Genomic DNA, 22,689 nt, shown 5'->3' on the forward strand with positions numbered 1-22,689 from the left:
CTGTCTCAGACCATAACGGTTAAGGTAAAGCTGCTGCTGACTAAAGAGCAGATCCAACTATTGCAACAAAGTAGTCATGAATATATCCGAGTTGTTAATACACTCGTAGCCGAGATGGTAGAAGAAAAGAAAAGGTTGAAGAAGACAACAAAAGACATTCCTGCTAATTTACCAAGTGCAGTAAAAAATCAAGCGATTAAAGATGCGAATAGTGTCTTCTCTACCAAAGTTAAGAAAAGTAAATACGCAATCATACCGATCCTAAAGAAACCGATTTGCGTATGGAATAACCAAAACTATTCTCTTGACTTCACGCACATTTCCATTCCATTCATGGTAGAGGGAAAATCTAAGCGTTTAAAAATTCGTGCATTGTTCATCGACAAAGACCATCGAAACGTTGACCTTTTGAAGCATAAACTTGGTACACTCCGTGTCACAAAAAGCTCAGGTAAGTGGATAGCCCAAATTGCTGTCACCATGCCAACAACTGAAAAAACGGGTATGCGAATTTTGGGCGTTGATTTAGGGTTGAAAGTCCCTGCCGTAGCCATCACAGATAATGATCACGCTCGCTTCTTTGGGAATGGGCGAGAAAACAAATACAAGAAACGGAAGTTTCGTAGTGTTCGTCAAAAGCTAGGAAAACAAAAGAAAGTGAACGCTATTCGCAAGTTAGATGATAAAGAACAACGATGGATGAAAGACAAAGACCACAAAGTCAGTCGTGAAATCGTTAATTTCGCAGTCGAAAATAAGACTTCTGTCATTCGCTTAGAGAAACTAACGAATATTAGGCAGACGACAAGAACAAGTCGTAAAAACGAAAAGAATCTACACAGTTGGTCATTCTACCGTTTGGCACAATTTATTGAATACAAAGCAAATATGGCAGGGCTCAAAGTGGAATATGTGAACCCTGCATATTCAAGTCAAACCTGTCCAGAATGTTCAAAAAAGAACAAGGCGCAAGATAGAAGATATACGTGCCCATGTGGATTCAAGAAACATCGTGATATCGTTGGGGCGATGAATATTCGCTACGCAACTGTGATTGGCGGTAACAGTCAATCAGCCTAAGGTGCTATATGCACTGTCTTAGGAGGGGTAATGGCATATCCTAATCTTAGCATCTGTCCAAAGCAGAAATGAAATGAGGACGTTAAGCTTAGCTAAGAATCCCAATCACTTTAGTGATCTTGCCCCTTTAGGGGTGGGAGTGTCAAAGTATGTATGTAGTCTTGGATCGGAAAGATCACTATAGTTTTATTATTTTTTAATATTAAAAAACCTTGATACAACAGGCATTCGCAGCTTTCTTCACTGAAGGTTGCGAATTTTTTTTGCCGACAGAGTGATCCAGAATAGAGAACCCTGCGTTACACCCTATGAAGACGACGACGAGGAAAGAAATTATACACAAAACATAATCGAGGAGTGAACACGTAATGAAAATGAAAATGAAGAAGTTTATCGCACCTGTACTTAGTTTGACACTGTTGATGCCGGGGATCGCTGGAGCAGCTTATGCACCACAGACACCAATGACAATGATGAAAGCATCCGTGAACACACCGGCGGCTGACCTGAGAGCGAACCTGGACCACCTGTTGTCCGAGCACTTTGCACTCGCAGTAACAGCAATGGCCAAAGCATATGACGGAGCAAAAGATGCAGATGCAGCCTACAAAGCACTCGACCAGAATGCATTGGATATGCAACCAGCCATCGCTTCCCTATACGGTGAGGCAGGTGCCAAAGAATTCGAACGCATCTTCCGCGCTCATAACAAATACACAGATGATCTGGTGAAAGCAACCAAAATGGGCAACCAGGCTGGAATCAAACAAGCACAAGCAAACATCAACGGTTTTGTGGATGAGTTCTCCACATTCCTGAGCACAGCTACCGAAGGCAAGTTGCCAAAAGCAGCAGCCAAACAGGCACTGAAAGTACATGAAGATCTTGTGCAAAAAGTATTCGATGAGTATGTAGCTGGAGATTACGCTGATGCATACAAGGCTTACCGTGAAGGTTTCAAAGAAATGTTCGACGTAAGTAAGGCACTCTCCACAGCAATTACTACACAAATGCCTGAGAAATTTGAAAATACCAAAGCGGATACCAAAGCAGCCGATCTGAGATCTGCACTTAACCACTTGGCTTCCGAGCATTTTGCACTTTCGGCTCTGCAAATGCAAGAGGAATTTGATGGACGTACAGCCGCTTCCAACGCACTGATTACAGCTGAAGCTGGAAACACAGCTGACTTCAAAGCAGCGATTGCTTCCGTTTACGGTAACGATGGTGCCAATGCTTTCGAGAAAATTTGGGTAACCAATCACGTTAATGCACAAAGTGACTATGTAAAAGCTGTTAAAAACAACGATGCTTCGGCTCGTGCAGCAGTAGAGAAACGTATTGACGGATTTACAACAGAGTTTGCTACATTCCTGGATTCAGCAACAGCTGGCAATCTGCCAAAAGCAGCAGGACAACAAGCGTTGACAACGCATGAGAATCAAGTGCAAAACGTATTGAATCAATATGCAGCAGGTAACTACGATGCTTCTTACACAACAAATCGTGAAGGCTTCAAAGTGATGTTTGGTGTAGGTCAAGCCCTGGGTAACGCCATTGTGACTCAATTCAATGACAAATTCCAAGAGCCAGCAACACCTGCACCAGCGCCAGAAATGACAACGGTGTGGATGAAACTGAACAGCAAACTGTTGAAAATTAACGACAAAACAACCAACATGGACACTACACCAGTGCTTTGGAAAAACACAACATACATTCCATTGCGTTTCTTGAGTGAAGGTATTGGCGCAACGGTGAAATGGGACAAAAAAGCACAGCAAGTAACGGTAATGGCTGGCGATGATACTCTTGAATTCTGGGTGAACAACAACGTTATGGAAGTGAACGGCGTGAAGAAAAACGTAGGTGCAACTGTATTTGTAAACAAAGATGGACGTACGCAAGTACCTCTGCGCTTCATTGCTGAACTTCTGAACTGGGACGTGAAATGGGCACAAAAAGATGGTTCCATTACGCTGACTAAATCGATGTAATACAACGTTTTATATATGAATCAAACAAAAGAGCTGCCCCATACGGCAGCTTTTTTGTATTCACCCAAAAGTTCCAGATATTTGGTATAATCATCGAGTAATGACCTACATAACAGCTTGAATAGCCGATGGAGTCTAGAATGATGTATGATAATTTGGTATAAGCAAAATGAAGAGGGGGACAGAGGAATGAGTACATCATCAAAATCGGAGCGCCCAGCGAGAAATGTGGATACCCGGTTATTTGTTGCTTGGGCCGTTTCCGTTATTGCAACAGGGGGGAGTCTCTATTTCAGTGAGATCAAGGGATATCTTCCATGTGATCTATGCTGGTACCAGCGTATATTCATGTATCCACTAACCATCTTGCTGGGTATTGCCTACTTTAAGGATGACGTGGGCATCACCAAATACGTACTCCCACTTAGTTTCGTCGGTGGCGGCATTTCGTTATATCATGTAACAATCCAGCGTATTTTTTCGGCTACAGGTAATGCCGTTGCGTGCGGTAAGGTTCCATGTTATACCGACTATTTGAACTGGTTTGGTTTCATCACGATTCCATTACTGGCACTGATCGCCTTTATTATCATCATCGTGATGCTGTGGGGTATCGGCAAAACACCAAAATCTTCTTAATAAGAAAGGATAGATGGTGATGAGCGGACAAGCTCGTTGGTTCATGCCCTTCATTATTCTGCTCCTCCTGACGGTGGGATGCTCTTATGAGGAACAGTCACAATCAGGCGAGATGCCGGAGATGATCAAAGTGAAACTTGACGTTCCAGAGAAGACTTCTCTTCATAAACCAACACGGTTGCAGGTGAATCTTACACAGGGAGATGCACCGTTAAGTCATGCTGACCATGTGCAATTCCAGATCTGGAATGAGCTTGATGATCCGCCTTCTGTATCTCCGGAACAAGGTATGATGACAGCCGACGAACTGGAGAATCAGGGGGCCATTACTGCTACTGAGGCAGAGGAAGGGCTGTATGAAATCCAGCATACCTTTGAAGAACCAGGTACGTATGTGGTACAGGTCCATGTTACGCACGGAGCTATGCATAGCATGCCGAGAGCGAGAATTGTAGCGGAATGAAGCAGCGGGCGGGTACCAAGGGTTTGGTTCAGGGTTAGCAGTAGGTTTATAATGTTAAAGGTATGAAGAATGTTGTAGGAAAAGAGGCTGTTATGGCAACTATTCATGATGTTGCACTCAGGGCAGGAGTTTCTGTAACTACCGTCTCGCGTGTATTAAACAACCGGGGATATATCAGTCAGAAGACTCGGGACAAAGTGTATCAAACCATGGACGAACTGAACTATCGACCCAACGAAATTGCCCGTTCTCTTCTGCGTAAGCAATCCAATGTGATAGGCTTGATTATTCCCGATGTATCCCATCCGTTTTTTGGAGAATTGGCTAGCTATGTTGAGTATCATGCTTACCAGAATGGATTTAAAATTATGTTATGCAATTCCCACATGGACCCTTCCAAAGAGCGTGAATATGTGGAAATGCTCAAGGGTAATCGCGTGGATGGCATTATTATGGGAAGTCATACACTGGAAGTTGATGAGTATATGAATCTGCATTCCCCAATCGTGACCTTTGATCGTAAGATCGGTGAAGACATCCCGTTTATCTCATCTGATAACTATCAGGGAGGGGTTATGGCTGCTGAATTGTTGCTCTCGAAGAACAGACGACATCTGGCACATATCTGCGGTAATTTGGAATTGCAAATGCTGTCCAATCGCCGGACGACAGGTTTCGTTGATACCTTGCAGGCTCATGGAGTCAAACCGGTCATGATTCATGAAACCGATCTGAATGTGTTTGATCAGCATCAGTATACGGAATTGGTGGATAAGCTGCTTGCACAACACCCCGAGGTGGATGGGCTCTTTGTAACGAGTGATCTGATGGCGGTGCATGCGCTGAAGCAGATCGTGTTAGGTGGGCGCAAGGTACCCGACGATATTGCTATTATAGGTTATGATGACAGTCGTGCGGCAGCGTATACGGTGCCTGGCATTACAACGATCAGGCAACCGGTGGAGGCCATGGCTAAGCTGGCGATTGATCTGATTCGGCGCCAGTTCGCGGAAGAGAAGATCGGAATGGAGCATATTTTGCCAGTTAACATCGTGGAGAGAGAGACGACCTGATACAGGTCGTTTTTTCCTATTCGTCCTTTTGCCACGAAGAAATGAAGTAAAGAAAAATTTTTTTGAATGGTATGTCAAACGATTGACATGTCAAACCTTTGACATTATAATTCGATTTGTAAGCGTTTCCTTTTAAACTATTGATCGGGGGCCATAACAAGATGAAAAGAGAACAGAGATGGATGAAATTATCGGTATTGTCATTGATTATGATGCTTGTATTGTCGGCATGTGGAAGTAAAGCAGCGACGGAGTCCAACTCCTCCTCAGAGGGTAGCAGCAGTGGGAGTGTCAAAATCACCTTGCTTAATTCCAAGTCGGAAATTAACAGTCAGTTGGAACAAGCAGCTAAAGACTTCCATGCCGAAAATCCAAATATAACACTCGAAATTGTACCTGTAGGCAGTGGACAGTCTCCGTTTGAAAAAGCGTCTGCTCTGTATGCCTCCGGCAGCCCTACAACGATGATGATGCTGGATACAGGAGATGTCGAGAAATTCAAGGATCGCGTTCTGGATCTCACATCCGAGTCTTGGATGAAGGATGCAGTGGAGAACAGTACAGCGGCTACAACGTTTGATGGCAAAAATTATGCCTTCCCGTTCTCTATTGAAGGATATGGATTCATCTATAACCAGAATGTCTTGGATCAGGCGGTAGGTGGGACATTCGATCCAAAGTCTGTACAGACCACTGCACAGCTTGATGAGTTGTTCCAAAAGATCGCTGCTACTGGAAAATCACCTTTGATTGTATCTCCGATGGATTGGTCGCTTGGTGCGCATTATCTGGGGCTTGCATATGGTGGGCAGTCGCAGGACCGCGCGAAGGTGGACCAATTCATTACTGATTTGAAGGCAGGTCAAGTGAACCTTGCTTCCAACGCCGTGTTTAATGGCTTGTTAGATACATTTGATCTGATGAAAACCTACAATATTGACAAGGCTTCTCCACTGTCTGGAACCTATGAGCGTGGACCTGAGGTGCTTGGCAAGGGTGAGGTTGGGATCTGGTTCCAGGGCAACTGGGCATGGCCGCAAATTTCAAGCTTTGATACAGCAGATGGAAAGTACGGTTTCCTCCCGGTACCTGTGAGCAATAATCCAGATGATTTCGGTAATACGCAAATCTCTGCTGCTGTATCCAAACGAATATTGCTGGATAAGGAAAAGAGCACACCAGCGCAGCAGGAAGCAGCGAAGAAATTTTTGGACTGGATCGTTTATAACGAAAAAGGTCAGGATTTCCTGGTGAATCAAGCCAGTATTATTCCGGCATTCAGCAACATTAAATTGGAGCCAACCGATCCACTTGGCAAATCCATTAGTGAATACATCAAGGCAGGCAAAATCGAGGAATCAATGAGCACACTTCCCGCGGATCACTGGTCCAAACTGGGTGCATCCATGCAGAAATATTTGGCTGACGTCATTGACCGTGCCGGACTTGCCAGTGAAATTCAGGCATACTGGAGCAACATGAAATAAAGGAATTAATCATAGCCCTGTGCAGCACATAGAGAGAGACTTGCGGTAGCCGGAGATGATGAATGTACAGCTTCCATATGAGGTCTGTTCAACTTGTTTCCGGCATAACCGTTAGGCTAATCATTTGGATAGAGTGGAGGATGACAATGCTGACCGAAAAAGGATTATGGACACGTCTGCGCACTCGCCTGATCTTTACTGGCCCGACATTATTTGCGTTTGCTACGGTGATGATTATTCCATTTTTGTATGGTATTTATTTGACGTTTACGAACTGGGATGGCATTGCCATCGATCAAAACTTTGTTGGCTGGGATAATTACATCGGTGTGTTCAAGGACACGGTGTTCTGGAAATCATTCGGGATGACGCTGGAGTACGTATTTATTACCGTTGTGCTGACCAATGCGGTTGCCTTCCTGCTCGCTTACGCTGTAACTCGGGGAATGAAGGCACAGGGCTGGTTTCGGGCCGGATTTTTCCTGCCGAATCTGGTGGGCGGAATCGTGCTTGGTTTCATCTGGCAGTTTATTTTTAATCAGGTACTCGTTTTTGCAGGACAAAAAATGAACCTTACTCTGTTTTCCACCTCCTGGCTGGCTGACCCTGATAAAGCGTTCTGGGCACTCATTGTGGTGACCGTTTGGCAGTATGCCGGCTATATGATGGTTATCTACATTGCAGGACTGATGAATGTGCCGAAGGATGTTATGGAAGCAGCCAGCATTGATGGGGCAAGTAATCGCAAAATGTTGGCGCGCATTGTATTGCCACTGATGGTTCCTTCGTTTATTGTTTGCATCTTTTTGTCACTGCAACGGGGATTCATGGTGTATGATCTGAACGTCTCCCTGACCAGTGGTGGGCCCTTCAAGAGCACAGAGATGGTATCCATGCATGTTTATGAGCAGGCCTTTCTTGCTCGTGACTACGGATTGGGTCAGGCAGAAGCCTTTGTTCTGTTTATCCTTGTAGCCGCCATTACATTGCTCCAGGTCTATTTCAGCAAAAAACTGGAGGTCGAGGCATGATGGCTGGACAATCGCGCATTCTCAACTGGATGAAGTTTATTGCATTAATCGTTGTGATGATTTTGTTTGTATTTCCGTTTGTACTTCTAATCGTCAATTCGTTCAAGGCTAACCAGGCAATTACCTCCGATCCGCTGGGCTTGCCAAGCTCCTTTCAATTCGATAATTACGTCAATGCGTTTGACAAAATGGGATATGTATCCGCCTTCAGCAATTCGTTGCTTATTACCATTGCAGGTGTTTTACTGATTGCTCTTTTTGCGGCGATGACAGCCCATTACTTTGTTCGTCACAAAAGCAAGCTGAATCAGTATCTCTTTTTCCTGATGGTAGCTGCGATGATTATTCCGTTCCAGGCCATTATGATTCCGCTGGTTAAAATATACGGCTCGCTTAGCCTGCTGGATAACAAGTGGTCGCTGATCTACATGTATATTGGCTTTGGCAGTCCGCTCGCCGTATTTATCTACCATGGCTTTATTAAAAGTATTCCCCTGGAGCTTGAAGAAGCGGCTTTAATGGATGGTTGCGGCAGAGTGCAGACCTTTTTCCGTATCGTACTGCCGGTTTTGCTGCCAACAACCGTAACAATTAGCGTACTGAATGTATTGTGGATATGGAATGATTTTTTGCTGCCATCCCTGGTGCTGACTTCATCCGAGCAGCGAACGCTGCCGCTGTCCACGTTTTATTTTTATGGGACATACACAGTGGATTACGGTCCATTGATGGCTGGTCTGGTGTTGACCCTGCTGCCTGTCCTGATCGTTTATCTGTTTGCGCAGAAGTACATTATTCAGGGGGTCATGCAAGGGGCTATCAAATAAGTTCAGTTGGGTGATATAGAGAGAGACAGGAGTGAAGGACATATGAACCAGGAACGATGCGAGAAGCAGGAAATAGACACAAGGCAAGAGACAGACCTTGGACTGATGAGTTCTTCGGCTCAAACGAAGGAGAGTTATACACTCGCCCGGGCCAACGCATATATCAAGGCGCATCGACATCAGGTTGATCCAACCTATCGAATGGCCTATCATTTGATGCCAGAGGTGGGCTGGATGAATGATCCCAACGGCTTCATATACTTCGATGGGATGTATCATATGTTCTATCAGCATTATCCCTACGAACCGGTATGGGGACCGATGCACTGGGGCCATGCGGTGAGCCGTGATTTGGTTACGTGGTCTTATCTGCCTGTTGCACTGGCGCCCGATCAGAGCTACGACAGTGGAGGCTGTTTCTCTGGAAGTGCAATCGTGCAGGATGGCAAATTGGTGCTGATGTACACGGGACATGTCGTGACTGGACCCGACAAGGATAACGATTACTTGCAGACACAGAATATCGCTGTCTCGGACAATGGGATTGATTTTGTCAAAAGCGCGATGAATCCGGTCATTCGGCTGGATCAAATCCCAGAGCATACCAGTCCGAAGGACTTCCGTGATCCAAAAGTGTTTGAACGAAACGATGTGTACTATTGCGTCCTTGGATCGAATGATGCTGCGGGCAAAGGTGTCATTCTGTTATACCGCTCAATGGACTTGCTGGATTGGAGTTATGTCAACATTATGGCCCAGAGTGACGGGACGCTTGGTGACAATTGGGAATGTCCGGATCTGTTCACACTGGATGGCCGAGATGTGCTGATCATGTCTCCGCAACGCATGCCTGCTCAGGGAGATAACTATCGCAACTTGCATTCGACCGTTTATATGATGGGAACGCTGGATGAAGACCAGGGTGTGCTGAAGTATGAGCAGTACATTCCGCTGGACTGTGGCTTTGATTTTTACGCACCTCAGACGATGGAGGATGCACAGGGACGACGAATCATGGTGGCCTGGATGGATACGTGGGAAACGGAAATCCCGACACAACAGTCCCATGCCTGGGCTGGAGCGATGACGTTGCCAAGACAATTGATTCGTAGGGGAGAACGATTGATATTCCAGCCTCTTCCCGAACTTATACAGTACAGGTCAGAAGGCACCGAGCAGTATGGTATTCATTTAAACGGTGACGAACATGATTTTGATCTTGGAATCAGCGGAGAACGTTACGAACTATATGCTGTATTCGAAGCGGAACAGGCACGACACTTCGGGTTGAAGCTGCGAACGGGTGAGGATGAAGAAACCGTGATTTCCTATGATGTAGAGCAGCGTCGTTTATGCTTGAATCGCCAGCAGGCTGGACAAGGGCCGGGCGGAGAACGAGCTGCAACAGTGGAACTGCTTGACGGGAAGCTGGAACTTCATATTTTTATGGATGTCAGCTCCGTTGAGGTGTTCATTCAGCAGGGGGAGCAAGTGATGACAGGGCGGATCTATCCTGGGCCGAACTCAACAGGTATCAAGGCTTTCTCGTCCGGAACGTGTACGTTGACCGAACTTCGCAAATGGAATTTACGAATTCGCCGATAAAATTCTATCTAAAATTCAGCCTTGACCTTGAAGTATACTTCAAGGTTTATTCTTTTTTTATCAAGAAATATTGGAGGCTGAATAATGAGAATTTTAGAATGGATTTTGGTATTGGTAACCGTAGCTGCTACGGTACTTATGCTGGTGTTTCCGAAGCGCCGGGCAATGACAGTGGGGACACTCACAGCTTTGGTTCTGGCAGTGCTTCTGCATGGCTTGATCAATTCATTTCGCGTGCAGATGATCGCAACCTATCTTGTTAGTCTAGTATTATTCATTACGTTAATCATTCAACTCATGAAATCATACCGCGGTGATCGTTATGTTCAGAGCGCGCGGAGACCCAACCGTCTTTCAAAAATCAAGATGACACTGGTATCGATTCTGGTTCTGGCCTTCAGTGCAGGTTCAATCATACTGACCTGGCTGTTACCTGCCTTTACGATGCCTGAACCAACCGGCACATATGCTATTGGCACGTTCTCTGAGCACCTGGTGGATGAATCTCGTGAAGAGACCAAAACACTCGAGGCGGGGGACAAGCGTGAACTTATGATTAATGTATGGTACCCGGTGGATCAGAAGTCCGCCCAAGGGCTGCCGCTGGAGCATTACCCTAGTGAATTGGGAGAAGCGATCAGCCTGGTGTTTGGCATCCCGTCTCAGGTATTCAGTTATCTGGATACCATTCCAACACATGTGGTAAAAGGAGCTGAGATGTCCGCCACCCAGAGCAAGTATCCGGTACTGCTATTCTCGCCGGGTATCCGCTCAGCCCGTTTTCAGAGCATGACGATGATTGAGGAACTGGTTAGCCATGGTTACATTGTCGTGGGGATAGATCACCCTTATACGTCAGCACAAGTGACATTCCCCGATGGACGTGCAGTTTCCTATCAGGCTGACCCTGAATTTGCAACGTCAGCGGAATTATATCAATATAATGTAGAAGGCATTGGCATACGTGCAGATGATGCAAGCTTTGTTCTCGATACGCTTACCCAGTGGAATTCACATGATCCGAATAAACTGCTCGAAGGCAAGCTTGATCTCGATCACGTCGGCATCATGGGACATTCGTATGGTGGGGCAACAACAGCGGAAGCACTGGCGCAGGATGAACGTTTCCAGGCAGGAATGAGTTTGGAAGGCGGATTCTGGGGATCGGTATCCACGACAGCCCTGAAACAGCCGTTTATGTATATCATGTCGGGTGGAACCGCCAAAAGTCTGGAACCCGATGCCACCGAAACGGAAAAAGTAGCCTATCCAGAGTTTAAGCCAGATCTGGATCGAGTGATGACGAATAGCCTTAATGATACCTATTATCTGACGGTGGAGGACTTCTTCCATCAAAGCTTTACGGATATTTCATTAATTTCACCGAAACTGTTTGCCAGAGGCATGACGCCAGAACATAATGTGGATATAACCAGATCCTATGCGCTGGCATTCTTTGACCGTTATCTGAAAGGGGAAGAGCAGCCATTGCTGCAAGGATCTTCAGCACAATTTCCCGAGGCCACCTATGATGCCACATATACTAAGATACGCAACAAACAAACACAATAAATCCGCAGAAGGGTGGAGGAGTAGGCATGGAAACCATGACAAGAGGAATGTTGGCTAAGCGTACCGGTGTGAGTATGGCAACCCTACGTTATTACGAAGATAGTGGAATTCTGCCTGCTCCCCGTCGTTCCTCCAACGGATATCGGGTGTATACCGAGGATTATCTGGTCAAAATCAAGTTCATTAAGGATGCCCAGCTGCTGGGTTACTCCTTAAAGGAGATACAAGAGACCCTGCAACTGCTCAGCCAGGAAGACATGGAAAAGGATACGTTAAAAACCCTTGTACGCGAACGCATCGCTGACATTCAGAAACATATTGACCATCTGGAACAGATGCAGATTCATCTGGCACGATTGTTGCATACACCGGAGGACGATATCGACAATTATATTCAATCGTTCAGGGTGCAAAAGAAAGAGCCGTAAATGCGGCTCTTTTCCTGTTTAGCAGAAAACAGGCATTGGCTAACGAGCAGGGAATCGGAGATTTAAAACGAATACATAGTGTAGTTTGCCAATACATAGTGGTGGTTAACGTAATTTCAATATTCCAATAATGAGATCCACACCATAAAAGGAGTAACATTTTCTATGAGAGATTTACAAGGTTTTGTATCCGATTACATCAAAGGAAAGAAACATCTGCATCTTGAGATTGGCGTTATTACGAAGGAAGATATCGAATATCATTCATTAGGCAATCCCCAAAAGAAGAGCGTGGCTGCTCCCGAACACAGATTGTTCGAAATCGGCTCTGTAACCAAACTTTTTACATCGATCCTTCTATTAGAATTGGAACGTCAAGAGCAACTTTCCACGGATGACACGGTTGGCAAGTACATACACAATGGCAAAAACGATTATTTGAATAAGGTTACCTTAAAAAGTCTTGCGACGCATACCTCTGGATTACCCGGAGTTGCCACAAACCTGTCCTCGAAGAAAAATCGATACAATCCGTATTCAAATTATACGGAGGATGATTTACTTGCTTTTTTATCCGATGCTGACTTTACGGATCAGATGGGTTCATTTGAGTATTCCAATACCGGCGTGGGCTTACTGGGTTATATCCTATGTAAAGTATCAGGCAGTACATATGACGATCTGCTGAAAAAATATATCACAGGTCCATTAAACATGACGGAGACAGCAGCTATGCTGAATGCAGAACAGAATGGCAGATTTGTGGATGGACATACGTCAACGGGGAAAAAGATGCCTCACTGGGATACGGGTGTACATGAAGGGGCAGGAGCGATCAAGTCATCTCTTCACGATATGAGTTTATTTGTACAGGCCAATCTGAATGAAGATCATCCGCCCGCCTCTGCAATACAACAAAGTCACATGCCTATAATGATTGGAGATTCGACTCATCATTACGCTTGGTTTAGTGATAACATCTCAGATCAGAATATACTCTGGCATAACGGGGGTACATTTGGTTTTAACAGTTATTTAGCATTAAACAAGGAACAGGGTATAGGCATCGTATTATTATCTAATTATTGTTTTGGATCAGCCTCCATTGTGGATGAGTATCTGGATGCAATATTCAAGTTTATAACTAAAAAAGACCTTTATCCACTCATGCCGTTGGACCCTGTAGGAAATAAAATACTGGAAGCAATGATGCAGAGATAAAAAAACACCTCTAATAGAGAGCACCTAAAGATGTACTTCGGACGCTCTCTGTTCGAGGTTTCTTTTAGTTCTATCTTAATGATCTCAATCATGACATACCCGCTTCACGCAGAAAATGGTGCACAATCTCCGTCTGATACTTGATACGGGTCGAGCGTTTCAGACTCCAACAGGTCTCTACCGTGACGGAACGGGCTTGTAATAGTCTTGAAGCCGCTGTACGGGCAGATCCCGGCAATTCATGCTGCTTGAGGTTAAAATGACGATCACGAATGGCAATCGACCGATTCATCCGTTCGATAACTCTTCTGCAAGTTGGAATCGTCCGACTGCCGGGATTGGTGATCAACGTCTGTCCAAGCACTCGTGAACTCAGTTGAGACAGGCCGTTGGCTTCATGCAGATCGAGCCACCAGTTGGCCTGATGTTTACGCGCCAGTTGAAAAACCGCCGCAGCGAGCGGATGCTTGGCCTTGCCTGACATCCGGCGTGGAAAGGTACGATTCAGATCTGGCTTGCCTCTGATTTTTTTGGCGTGGGCTTTCTGGTTCACACGTGGCACGATAATTAACAGCCCTCGCTGAATGACGTGACGACCTGTCGCAATATCATCTGCGAGTTTTTGCGCAGCAGCCATGCTGGCCGTTTCGTTCCCGTGAACCCCAGATGTAATGAACATCACCGGTCCCGGCATCATGCCACGTACGATGAAATAGGGAGTGGCGTGTACGCTGGATGCTGCAAGGACATGTTTGGTCACAAGCATGTCGCTTCACCTCCGTTATTACAGTACGCCATGTCCCTCTTTCATGTAACGGCGTAAGAACAGGTCTTCATCCTATTTCCTCACAAAATTGGTCGACTAATACACCCGATGAATAATATCTTCGAAATCGGGTTCTTTCATCTCTACATCTTCAATCTCACCCCAGTGCTCCAACTGTTTCAGAATGTCCATTGTGCTCCATTCCTTCCGGTTCACTTCGAAGGTGACAATCTGCCCTTCCACTCCTGTAATATGTATCGCGGACGACACAACATCCGGGATGTGAAACGCTCCTCGGAACGTTACCCGAATCAGCGTAGGTAGTCCGATGGTTTCGCGAAGTGACGAGATCGTGCCGTCATATGTCAGTTGACCATGGTTAATCACCATGACCCGGCTGCATAACTGCTCGATGTCGTCCATGTCATGTGTGGTCAGCAAAATTGTTTTGCCAAACACTTCATTTAATGTACGTAGAAATTGACGAATATTCCGCTTTGCGTTCACATCCAGTCCGATCGTTGGTTCATCGAGAAAAAGCAGTTCGGGATCATGCAGCATGGAAGCTGCGAGATCCGCACGCATGCGTTGTCCAAGCGAGAGCTTCCGGACAGGCGTGGCCCAGAACGATTCGAGGTCCAGCAGCTCGGCGAACTGGGACAGCCGTCTCTTTTTGTCCTCGGCACGGACGCCGTACATCTCGGCCAGAATATCATATGAATCTTTCACGGGTAGATCCCACCAGAGCTGACTGCGCTGTCCAAACACAACGCCCAGTCGACCAACGGTCCTGCGCCTGTCCTGATGCGGGTTCATACCGTCAAGCCTTACCTCACCCGAGGTTGGGTGCAGGATACCTGTCAGCATTTTGATCGTGGTAGACTTGCCAGCCCCGTTCGGACCGATGTAACCCACAAACTCACCTGGGCCGATATCAAAACTGATATCGCGTACCGCTTCCTTGGACACATATTCACGTGAAAATAACGTACGTAATCCAGAGAAACGCCCTTCGCGAATAACAGGAGTTTTGAATTCCTTTTGCAGATGCCTTGCTGTGATCATGTTCATGATTCGTTTCGCCTCCTTAGCTACCTGTACTTTGATATTTGGTCATGCCGAATTGCCAGAAACGCAGACTTACAGCCAAGCTCAGCACGGCAACCACCGCAACAGCAACAAGAATCCACGCTCCTCCTTCACCCCGTAGCAGATAAAGTGACGGAATATAGTTGACGAATCCCACCGGAATCACCGTTAACAGAATGCCAGACATCCATTTGGGATATAACGTTAGCGGATATTGGGCAGCCGTTCGTGCTGCATCTTCAGTGATCGTCTGTAATTCCTCGATACGTGTGGTCCAGAATCCGAGTGTGGCGGTAGCAAGTCCGATGGAAAACAGAATGACTGCGCCCGACAGGATAATGAGCAGGGAGAAGGGAATGGCTATCCAGCCAATCTGTCCGCTGTGCATCATACCTGCCAAAGACCAGCAGAGAATGAACCCGCCTTGCAAAACTTCCCCAGCCATGATGCGGAAGTTTTGCGGCAGCAGTGCCAGCAATACGGGCATGGGACGAGTTAACAGTTGATCAAGCTCACCATTAACCAGATATTTTTCCAAATGATGAACCTCATTGCCGAATGTCCGGTACAGTGTTTTGGATAACGTCATGATGGCAAAGAGATAGCCGATTTCATGGAGGGACCAGCCTTTAATGGCTCCGAATTTGTGCAGCACCAGAGCAACCATTAGAAACTCGGAGATCTGAATTAAAGCGGCCAGTACGGACGCCATGATGAAATTGAACTTGTATTGCATCCGGCTGCGGATGCTTGTTCGAATCAGCATTTTATATAAATTGAACCAGGAAGTTCGCTTCATCCGCCTTGTACCTCCACTTTACGACGTAACACTTGGGTAATCGCAAGACAGATCAACGTCATAAAGACACACCAAAGCAAGGTTCCCCATAACAAGGAGCCATCTTCGAAACCAAGATAGATTCGGGTCGGTACATAGAGCAGGAAAGGGTAGGGTGATATCCAGGCAAGTTGTTCAAGCCAGTCCGGTAGCCATTCCAGCGGAATGAAAAAACCAGCCAGCAGATTCATCATCGCGTGATTGCCCCAGTGAAGCCAAGAGGACTCCGTGGTCCACATCGACGTGGCACCAATGATGTAGTTCATGCAGATGGACAAGTATGCGGCGCCGGCAAGACCAAGTGCGGCATAGAATAGTGTTGAAACGTCTGAGGGCCAATGCAGGGAAAAGACAATGGAGAAGAGCAGGTAGATCGGAATACTTTTGTACACGAACTGGTAGGCAATCTGCCCCCATTCGCGTGCCATCAGGTGGGTGAACAGATGAACAGGCCTCATCAGATCCAGTGCGATCTGCCCTGTCCTGACGGATAAGGGAATACCCAATCCATTCGTGAGAAAACCCGAGATCCAGAGAGAGGATTGCGTGAACGCAATGTAACTGATCATCCCCTGTGTCCCGTATTCTCCGAGATTATGGTCGGCCCCGATGCCGATCCAGAGGCAGGCATACATGTAACCAAACATGGCGCTTGCCAAGTTATGTACCATGTGTGCCCCACGGTATTGCAGATTCCGGGAGTAGGCTTTGGAAGCCAGAGTGAAATAAAGCATGTGACACCTCCGATAAGTGGATTGAACGGCGTTTCCGTTCACTTCAGTCAAGGCGAAAAAGAGAGAAGGACAACAGCATACCAATTTATTCCTTCACAGGCAAGACATTTTTTTAGCTAATAATGGTATTAACAGGGGTGTTCATGATTGCGCCACAAGACAACGGTCTGTCCGTTCATTTATAATTGAGAGGTAGTATCGCAAACGTTTACAATGTGAAATATTCAAATTTTAAATAAACCGCCGGGCTTGTGCTTGACGATTGAGGATACAGAACGAACAATCCGGCAAGAGAGAAGGATGTCATGAAGAAAATTGCATGGGTCACCGATAGTACCAGTACACTGGATCCCGTTTTTGCGGAGCAAAATCATATCTACATCGTACCGCTGCGCATCGTATTTGGAGAGGAATGTTACCGGGAAACCGATGACATCACATCTGAAATGTTCTATGAGAAACTTGCGGAGGCTTCACGTGCGAGCAGTTCGCAGCCACCGATTGGCGAGTTCATTGAACTGTATGAATCGCTCAAAGACAAGTATGATGAGATTATTACGATTCATTGCTCTACTGCACTTAGCGGAACGCTGCATACTTCTATCCAGGCTGCAGAGATTGCAGGTGTGACGGTGACCGCAATTGATTCAAAGGCAGGTGCCTATCCTCTTCGTGAGATGGTTATGCAAGGATTGGAATGGCAGAAGCAGGGATGCTCGGCTTCCGAGATCAAAGTAAATATTGAACAGATGATTGATAACATGTCCTTTTACCTCATACCAGCGAGCCTTCAGAATCTTCATCGCAGTGGCAGGGTGTCCGGCACACAGCTGATCATCAGTCAACTGCTCAAGATCCATCTGCTGCTCCGATTTGAGGAGGGCAAAGTGGTTGTGAATGAGAAGATCCGCACGTTCAAGCGAACGAAAGATCGTATGCTAGATATGCTTAAGCTGGATATGGAGAAAGTAAAGCATGTATGCATTATGCACGCGAACAATCAGGAAGAAGCCGTTACAATCAAGAAGCAGATTGCTAATCTCCTGCCCAGATTAAAGACAGAAATCATGCCGTTCATCCCTGTCGTAAGTATCCATGCAGGTGCAGGAACCATTGGATTGTGCTGGATACACAGTGAGAACGGATATAGGAATTAGAAGCATAAATACTCATCTATAGACCGCATAGACCTGACAGGAAGCACACTTTATCCCAAGTGATGATTCTGTCAGGTTTTTTCGTATGTCATTGCCAATTCATACAAACTGTGAGGTAATAAAGAAAAATGTTCGTGTTGGAGGGAAACTTGTGTCAAGTCAGCGCTTATTGCTTGTTGAAGATGATCGTTCAATTAGTGAAATGGTTGGACCTTATCTGGAAAAAGAGGGATACGACGTCACGTATGCATATGACGGCTTAGAGGCAGAGCGTCAGTTCAGCCAATCACAACCTGGGTATGACCTGGTTATTTTGGATTTGATGCTGCCCCGCAAGAGTGGGATGGATGTGCTGCAAACCATTCGGGCAGTCAGTCTGGTACCTGTACTCATTCTGTCTGCGAAGGATGGGGAGGTGGACAAAGCGTTAGGTCTGGGCTTCGGCGCAGACGATTACTTGAGCAAACCGTTCTCGTTAATCGAACTGACTGCCCGTATTAAAGCTGCGATTCGCCGCGCCAATTATACCACCCCGCCTGTGGCTGAAGTGGCTAAAGATCAGCGTATTCGCATTGGCGGACTTCTGGTCGATATGGAGACGTACGAGGTGGAGCGTGAAGGTACAACCGTCAAGCTGACGTCCAAGGAATTTGGCATCCTGAAGTTATTGGTTACTCATCCCGGCAAAGTGTTCACCAAGGCTCAGATCTACGCTTCGGTCTGGAACGATCATTATTATGGAGACGAAAATATCATTAACGTACATATGCGTCGGCTGCGTGAGAAACTGGAGGCGGACCCTTCGGCTCCCCAATATATCAAGACGCTCTGGGGCATCGGATATAAGTTGGAGGCAGAGCAGACATGACACTGATTTTTACTATTTCAACAGGTATTCTAACCATTGTAGTCATTGGGTTGTGGATGAGATTGCGGAAACGCAGTCAACACCTGTCCTATATTCATCACAAAATATCCGATATCCTGGATCAAGGCACCTTTGAGCGCTTACTCGTATTCAACAGTGATGATCAAGTTAGCCAGCTTCTGAAAGATATGAACCAGCTGCTGGACTATGCGCACCGCGCTAAGGCCGGTTATGCGAACCAGGAGAAGGAGATGCGTAATATGCTCTCCAACATTTCGCATGATCTGAAAACGCCGCTCACCGTTGTGCTGGGTTATAGTGAGACCTTGCTGCACAGCCCATCACTGACCGATCAGGAACGGAAGGTTATGACGGGAAAAATACAAGATAAGGCGCAGGAAGTGCTGCGTTTGATCCATTCTTTTTTTGATCTGGCGAAGCTGGAATCTGGAGACAGGGAGTTAGTGCTTAGTCGAGTAAATATAAGCGAATTATGCCGGTTAAAGATGCTTTCCTTTTATGAAATGTTGACGAATCTGGGGTTGCACGTGGAGCTGGAGATACCTGATGGTGATATTTTCGTGCAAGCGAATGAAGAAGCATTGGACCGTGTGCTGGATAATCTCATTACCAATGGAATGAAATACGGGGTAGATGGTAAGGTACTGGGACTTTCACTTGATCATTCGATAGATGGACCTGTGACGCTACAGATCTGGGATCAGGGAAAAGGGATTCCTGAGAGCGAGCATAGTCGTGTGTTTGAACGCATGTATACATTGGAGGATTCCCGTAATCGACTTTATCAAGGCAGCGGCCTGGGACTGACCATTACGAAACGGCTAGTTGAACGGATGGGTGGAAGTATTCACTTGCATAGTGTGCCACATCAACGGACTGCATTCTCAGTTACCTTAAAGGCTTGGTAGACCCTGCGTTGGTGTGTCCGGTCAGACTTAAGGTTTTTGTAAGATTTGATTAATAAAAAAGAAGACTTTTCTCTTTACAATATAGATATAGGAACCCGGACAGGGGACGTAAAGGAGAACAAGGACGATGAATTATATCGCACGAACAATAGATGTGACCAAAGTATATGAAGGGGTGGAGGTTGTATCTAACGTCAATATGAATATTAAGCAAGGTGAGATCTATGGATTCCTCGGTCCGAATGGTGCTGGTAAAACAACCATCATGAAGATGCTCACCAATCTCGTCAAACCAACCACAGGGGAGATAGAACTGTTTGGGGAGAAGCTTACGCCGACCTCTTATGAAGTGCTGAAGCGAATGGGGAGTATTATTGAATATCCTTTTTTCTACGATAGACTGTCTGCTCGCGAGAATCTGGAGCTTCACTGTGAATACATGGGGTTTCACAACAAAAAGATCATCGACAATACGATGGAAATGGTAGGGCTGAAGGATACGGGCAAGAAACCGGTCAAGGACTTCTCCTTGGGCATGAAGCAAAGGCTGGGACTGGCTCGTGCACTTATAACCACACCTGAACTGCTCATTCTGGATGAACCGATCAACGGATTGGACCCTGTAGGGATCCGGGAGATGCGAGATTTGTTCAAGCGCCTTAGCAATGAGTATCGCATTACCCTGTTGGTCTCCAGTCACATCCTTGGTGAGATAGAGCAGATTGCTGACACAGTTGGTGTCATTCGCGGCGGTCGCTTGGTGGAGGAAGTATCGATGGAGAGCATTCGCGGAAGTCAAAATGAGTACATCGAGTTACAGGCGGTGGATATCCGCAAAGCGACCTATGTCATTGAACACCAGCTTGGTTTGAGTAATTATAAACTGGTCGATGACCAAACGTTACGCATCTATGATCCGGGAATCATTCCATCGGAACTTAACACCAAGCTGATCCAACACGGCATAGAGATTGAATCGATATCCAAACGGGCTCATTCCCTGGAAGAACACTTCATGAAGCTTGTGAAAGGGGATGAAGACGTTGCTTAAACTAATCAGACTTGAGATGCGGAAGCATCGTTTTGCACGTAATTTTGCAGGTGCAGGTATTGCCAATATAGCCGTTCTTCTTTTCCTGATCATGATTGGATTCGTGGATGTGGGAGCAGAAGATTATGCTTATGCCGATTACCAGACTGCCTTTATGATTATTGATACGTTTGTGAGAGCGACCTTTATCATATTTGCAGGAGCTTTATTATCCAAGCTGGTGATCAGTGAGTATAGAAATAAAACGATGAACGTCATGTTCACCTATCCCATCCAGCGTCATAAAATCATTGCTGCCAAATTGATTATCGTGTTTGGTTTTACATTTGTGATGATTATGGTTACCGACCTGTTGATGGGTTCACTGCTGTTGATTGTTAATCATTTCTACTTCTTCATTCCCGGATCATTGACGAATCAGGATATTTTGGGACTTCTGGTGATGTACAGTATGAGTTCTTTATCGGCTGCGTGTATGGCACTCATTCCCCTATTCTTCGGTATGCGTAAGCATTCTGTCACAATTACAATGGTCTCGTCCATTTTGCTGGTTTTGATTGTCTGCTCCGGATTCAACGGGTCGGAAGTTTCCATTCATTCGCTTATTATTATCCCTCTGACCCTTGGAGCAATAGGGATATGGATTGCTTCGATGTCCATGGTTCGTCTGGAGACAAAAGATGTGAACTGAATCATTCGGAAAACCATGCTCTGTATGGCTTCAGATGCCATTGACATCCGCTCGTACAAGGGATAGGATAATGTCAACTGAGACACGAAGGAGAATGCAACTACCATGACGATTCCAAAAACATTAACAATAGCTGGTTCGGACACGAGCGGCGGTGCAGGTATTCAGGCTGATTTGAAAACTTTTCAGGAGCTGGGTGTGTATGGCATGACCGTACTGACTACAGTTGTGGCGATGGAGCCCGAGACATGGGATCACCAGGTCTTTCCTGTGGAATTAAATGTGGTTGAAGCCCAGCTTCGCACTGTTCTGGACGGTATCGGTTTCGATGCCATGAAAACAGGCATGCTCGGTTCTGTAGATATCATTGAACTGGTAGCAAAACATATTCGCCGCAGCGGTCTGCCACAGATCGTTATCGATCCGGTAATGGTCTGCAAAGGTACAGACGAAGTACTGCAACCGGAAAATACGGAAGCGATGATCGAATTCCTGTTGCCAGGTGCTGATCTGGTTACACCTAATCTGTTCGAAGCATCTCAACTGGCGAAGAGTGGACCGATTCGCTCCAAGGAACAGATGGAAGCAGCGGCAGCAGCAATTCATGCTCATGGCTCGAAACATGTTCTGATCAAGGACAGAGGTGTCATTAGCCCGGGTAAAGCAATGGATCTACTCTATGATGGAACCAACTACGAATGGTTTGAAGCCGATGTTGTCGGCTCCGGATATACGCATGGTGCAGGCTGCACTACGTCTGCGGCGATTACCGCAGGATTGGCTCGTGGTCTTTCAGTGAAAGAGGCTGTTCGTGAAGGTAAAGCCTTCGTGACCAAAGCGATTGCCGGCGGATTCCCGCTCAACCGTTTTGTTGGTCCGACACTGCATGTGGCACACCGTCTGGAGCAACAACGTTAAGTGTTGCCAGGGAGCGCGCAGTAGCGCATCGCTTCTGGATAACACACTTCGATTTCATTCAAGTAGCTGTCAATGAGCTGGAGCTTGCTCGTTGACGGCTTCTTTTGTATGCGAATTTTTATAAAAATTAGTAACTTTTGGCTTATATTAATCGTATATATCATGGGGTCATTCCAAAACATGTATGGACACATGAACGACACATGGAATAGGTATGTTAACATC

The 22,689-nt window shown here is 46.1% G+C and carries 22 protein-coding genes; 18 read left to right on the forward strand and 4 right to left on the reverse strand.

The annotated features are described in order from the left end of the window. The 12 genes from QVE09_RS27645 (at position 1) to QVE09_RS27700 (ending at position 13,423) form a co-directional block, all read left to right on the forward strand. Positions 1–1,080: an RNA-guided endonuclease InsQ/TnpB family protein gene (locus QVE09_RS27645; RefSeq protein ID WP_315939443.1), complete on the forward strand. Its 1,080-nt coding sequence runs from the start codon at positions 1–3 to the stop codon at positions 1,078–1,080. Positions 1,081–1,454: 374 nt separating this feature from the next. Beyond that, complete coding sequence (locus tag QVE09_RS27650; RefSeq protein WP_483874301.1) at positions 1,455–3,077, forward strand: copper amine oxidase N-terminal domain-containing protein; 1,623 nt, start codon at positions 1,455–1,457, stop codon at positions 3,075–3,077. Between the two features lie 189 nt (positions 3,078–3,266). Next, on the forward strand, positions 3,267–3,716 hold the full coding sequence (locus tag QVE09_RS27655) for a disulfide oxidoreductase (RefSeq protein WP_124118173.1): 450 nt from the start codon (positions 3,267–3,269) through the stop codon (positions 3,714–3,716). 19 nt (positions 3,717–3,735) lie between these two features. Further along, complete coding sequence (locus QVE09_RS27660; RefSeq protein WP_315939399.1) at positions 3,736–4,179, forward strand: FixH family protein; 444 nt, start codon at positions 3,736–3,738, stop codon at positions 4,177–4,179. A 92-nt stretch (positions 4,180–4,271) separates the two neighbouring features. Continuing rightward, on the forward strand, positions 4,272–5,252 hold the full coding sequence (locus QVE09_RS27665) for a LacI family DNA-binding transcriptional regulator (protein WP_315939400.1): 981 nt from the start codon (positions 4,272–4,274) through the stop codon (positions 5,250–5,252). 161 nt (positions 5,253–5,413) lie between these two features. Further along, on the forward strand, positions 5,414–6,739 hold the full coding sequence (locus QVE09_RS27670) for an ABC transporter substrate-binding protein (protein ID WP_315939401.1): 1,326 nt from the start codon (positions 5,414–5,416) through the stop codon (positions 6,737–6,739). A 146-nt stretch (positions 6,740–6,885) separates the two neighbouring features. Further along, the gene (locus QVE09_RS27675; RefSeq protein WP_091019202.1) at positions 6,886–7,770 is read left to right on the forward strand and encodes a carbohydrate ABC transporter permease; all 885 of its coding nucleotides are present in this window, start codon (positions 6,886–6,888) and stop codon (positions 7,768–7,770) included. Continuing rightward, a complete protein-coding gene (locus QVE09_RS27680; protein WP_397387109.1) occupies positions 7,767–8,597 on the forward strand; it encodes a carbohydrate ABC transporter permease in 831 nt (276 codons plus the stop codon). Before QVE09_RS27675 ends, QVE09_RS27680 begins: the two co-directional genes overlap by 4 nt. 42 nt (positions 8,598–8,639) lie before the next feature. Further along, complete coding sequence (locus QVE09_RS27685; protein WP_315939402.1) at positions 8,640–10,202, forward strand: glycoside hydrolase family 32 protein; 1,563 nt, start codon at positions 8,640–8,642, stop codon at positions 10,200–10,202. Positions 10,203–10,286: 84 nt separating this feature from the next. Next, the gene (locus QVE09_RS27690; protein WP_315939403.1) at positions 10,287–11,774 is read left to right on the forward strand and encodes an alpha/beta hydrolase family protein; all 1,488 of its coding nucleotides are present in this window, start codon (positions 10,287–10,289) and stop codon (positions 11,772–11,774) included. Positions 11,775–11,800: 26 nt separating this feature from the next. After that, on the forward strand, positions 11,801–12,202 hold the full coding sequence (locus tag QVE09_RS27695; protein ID WP_315939404.1) for a MerR family transcriptional regulator: 402 nt from the start codon (positions 11,801–11,803) through the stop codon (positions 12,200–12,202). 165 nt (positions 12,203–12,367) lie between these two features. Continuing rightward, positions 12,368–13,423, forward strand: coding sequence for a serine hydrolase domain-containing protein (locus tag QVE09_RS27700; protein ID WP_315939405.1), 1,056 nt, complete (start codon positions 12,368–12,370; stop codon positions 13,421–13,423). An 88-nt stretch (positions 13,424–13,511) separates the two neighbouring features. Here the strand turns inward: QVE09_RS27700 and QVE09_RS27705 are convergent, their stop codons facing one another. The 4 genes from QVE09_RS27705 to QVE09_RS27720 all read right to left on the reverse strand — a co-directional run bounded on the left by QVE09_RS27705 (position 13,512) and on the right by QVE09_RS27720 (position 16,850). Beyond that, positions 13,512–14,189, reverse strand: coding sequence for a M14 family metallopeptidase (locus QVE09_RS27705; protein ID WP_315939406.1), 678 nt, complete (start codon positions 14,187–14,189; stop codon positions 13,512–13,514). A gap of 96 nt (positions 14,190–14,285) precedes the next feature. Then, on the reverse strand, positions 14,286–15,254 hold the full coding sequence (locus QVE09_RS27710; RefSeq protein WP_315939445.1) for an ABC transporter ATP-binding protein: 969 nt from the start codon (positions 15,252–15,254) through the stop codon (positions 14,286–14,288). A gap of 22 nt (positions 15,255–15,276) precedes the next feature. After that, on the reverse strand, positions 15,277–16,077 hold the full coding sequence (locus tag QVE09_RS27715) for an ABC transporter permease (RefSeq protein WP_315939407.1): 801 nt from the start codon (positions 16,075–16,077) through the stop codon (positions 15,277–15,279). Further along, positions 16,074–16,850 (reverse strand): ABC transporter permease, encoded by a 777-nt coding sequence (locus QVE09_RS27720; protein WP_315939408.1) that lies wholly within the window; start codon positions 16,848–16,850, stop codon positions 16,074–16,076. Before QVE09_RS27720 ends, QVE09_RS27715 begins: the two co-directional genes overlap by 4 nt. Positions 16,851–17,155: 305 nt before the next feature. Between QVE09_RS27720 and QVE09_RS27725 the strand changes: the two genes are divergently transcribed. From QVE09_RS27725 to thiD, 6 genes are all read left to right on the forward strand, one after another. Beyond that, positions 17,156–18,007, forward strand: a complete 852-nt coding sequence (locus QVE09_RS27725; protein ID WP_315939409.1) for a DegV family protein — start codon at positions 17,156–17,158, stop codon at positions 18,005–18,007. Positions 18,008–18,209: 202 nt separating this feature from the next. Beyond that, positions 18,210–18,875 carry a response regulator transcription factor gene (locus QVE09_RS27730; protein WP_397387113.1) on the forward strand — a complete coding sequence of 222 codons (666 nt, stop codon included), beginning with the start codon at positions 18,210–18,212 and terminating at the stop codon, positions 18,873–18,875. Further along, positions 18,872–19,804, forward strand: coding sequence for a sensor histidine kinase (locus tag QVE09_RS27735; RefSeq protein WP_315939411.1), 933 nt, complete (start codon positions 18,872–18,874; stop codon positions 19,802–19,804). Before QVE09_RS27730 ends, QVE09_RS27735 begins: the two co-directional genes overlap by 4 nt. 127 nt (positions 19,805–19,931) lie before the next feature. Next, entirely contained in the window at positions 19,932–20,855 is a 924-nt protein-coding gene (locus tag QVE09_RS27740; protein WP_100529857.1) for an ABC transporter ATP-binding protein, read from the forward strand. After that, entirely contained in the window at positions 20,848–21,546 is a 699-nt protein-coding gene (locus QVE09_RS27745) for an ABC transporter permease (RefSeq protein ID WP_315939412.1), read from the forward strand. The genes QVE09_RS27740 and QVE09_RS27745 overlap by 8 nt, the downstream gene beginning before the upstream one ends. Positions 21,547–21,651: 105 nt before the next feature. After that, a complete protein-coding gene (gene thiD, locus QVE09_RS27750; RefSeq protein ID WP_017692191.1) occupies positions 21,652–22,464 on the forward strand; it encodes a bifunctional hydroxymethylpyrimidine kinase/phosphomethylpyrimidine kinase in 813 nt (270 codons plus the stop codon). The last annotated feature ends 225 nt before the right edge of the window (positions 22,465–22,689 follow it).

It is taken from the genome of Paenibacillus sp. ClWae2A (assembly GCF_032452295.1).
Taxonomy (GTDB): Bacteria; Bacillota; Bacilli; order Paenibacillales; family Paenibacillaceae; genus Paenibacillus.

Excerpts from the sequence above, each read along its gene's own strand:
- QVE09_RS27740 (WP_100529857.1), top strand. The coding sequence starts at position 19,932 with ATGAATTATATCGCACGAACAATAGATGTGACCAAAGTATATGAAGGG.
- QVE09_RS27665 (WP_315939400.1), top strand. The coding sequence starts at position 4,272 with ATGGCAACTATTCATGATGTTGCACTCAGGGCAGGAGTTTCTGTAACT.
- QVE09_RS27735 (WP_315939411.1), top strand. The coding sequence starts at position 18,872 with ATGACACTGATTTTTACTATTTCAACAGGTATTCTAACCATTGTAGTC.
- QVE09_RS27725 (WP_315939409.1), top strand. The coding sequence starts at position 17,156 with ATGAAGAAAATTGCATGGGTCACCGATAGTACCAGTACACTGGATCCC.
- QVE09_RS27710 (WP_315939445.1), bottom strand. The coding sequence starts at position 15,254 with ATGATCACAGCAAGGCATCTGCAAAAGGAATTCAAAACTCCTGTTATT.
- QVE09_RS27660 (WP_315939399.1), top strand. The coding sequence starts at position 3,736 with ATGAGCGGACAAGCTCGTTGGTTCATGCCCTTCATTATTCTGCTCCTC.
- QVE09_RS27690 (WP_315939403.1), top strand. The coding sequence starts at position 10,287 with ATGAGAATTTTAGAATGGATTTTGGTATTGGTAACCGTAGCTGCTACG.
- QVE09_RS27705 (WP_315939406.1), bottom strand. The coding sequence starts at position 14,189 with ATGCTTGTGACCAAACATGTCCTTGCAGCATCCAGCGTACACGCCACT.
- QVE09_RS27680 (WP_397387109.1), top strand. The coding sequence starts at position 7,767 with ATGATGGCTGGACAATCGCGCATTCTCAACTGGATGAAGTTTATTGCA.
- thiD (WP_017692191.1), top strand. The coding sequence starts at position 21,652 with ATGACGATTCCAAAAACATTAACAATAGCTGGTTCGGACACGAGCGGC.
- QVE09_RS27695 (WP_315939404.1), top strand. The coding sequence starts at position 11,801 with ATGGAAACCATGACAAGAGGAATGTTGGCTAAGCGTACCGGTGTGAGT.
- QVE09_RS27720 (WP_315939408.1), bottom strand. The coding sequence starts at position 16,850 with ATGCTTTATTTCACTCTGGCTTCCAAAGCCTACTCCCGGAATCTGCAA.
- QVE09_RS27730 (WP_397387113.1), top strand. The coding sequence starts at position 18,210 with ATGGTTGGACCTTATCTGGAAAAAGAGGGATACGACGTCACGTATGCA.
- QVE09_RS27650 (WP_483874301.1), top strand. The coding sequence starts at position 1,455 with ATGAAAATGAAGAAGTTTATCGCACCTGTACTTAGTTTGACACTGTTG.
- QVE09_RS27700 (WP_315939405.1), top strand. The coding sequence starts at position 12,368 with ATGAGAGATTTACAAGGTTTTGTATCCGATTACATCAAAGGAAAGAAA.
- QVE09_RS27670 (WP_315939401.1), top strand. The coding sequence starts at position 5,414 with ATGAAAAGAGAACAGAGATGGATGAAATTATCGGTATTGTCATTGATT.
- QVE09_RS27715 (WP_315939407.1), bottom strand. The coding sequence starts at position 16,077 with ATGAAGCGAACTTCCTGGTTCAATTTATATAAAATGCTGATTCGAACA.
- QVE09_RS27655 (WP_124118173.1), top strand. The coding sequence starts at position 3,267 with ATGAGTACATCATCAAAATCGGAGCGCCCAGCGAGAAATGTGGATACC.
- QVE09_RS27685 (WP_315939402.1), top strand. The coding sequence starts at position 8,640 with ATGAACCAGGAACGATGCGAGAAGCAGGAAATAGACACAAGGCAAGAG.
- QVE09_RS27675 (WP_091019202.1), top strand. The coding sequence starts at position 6,886 with ATGCTGACCGAAAAAGGATTATGGACACGTCTGCGCACTCGCCTGATC.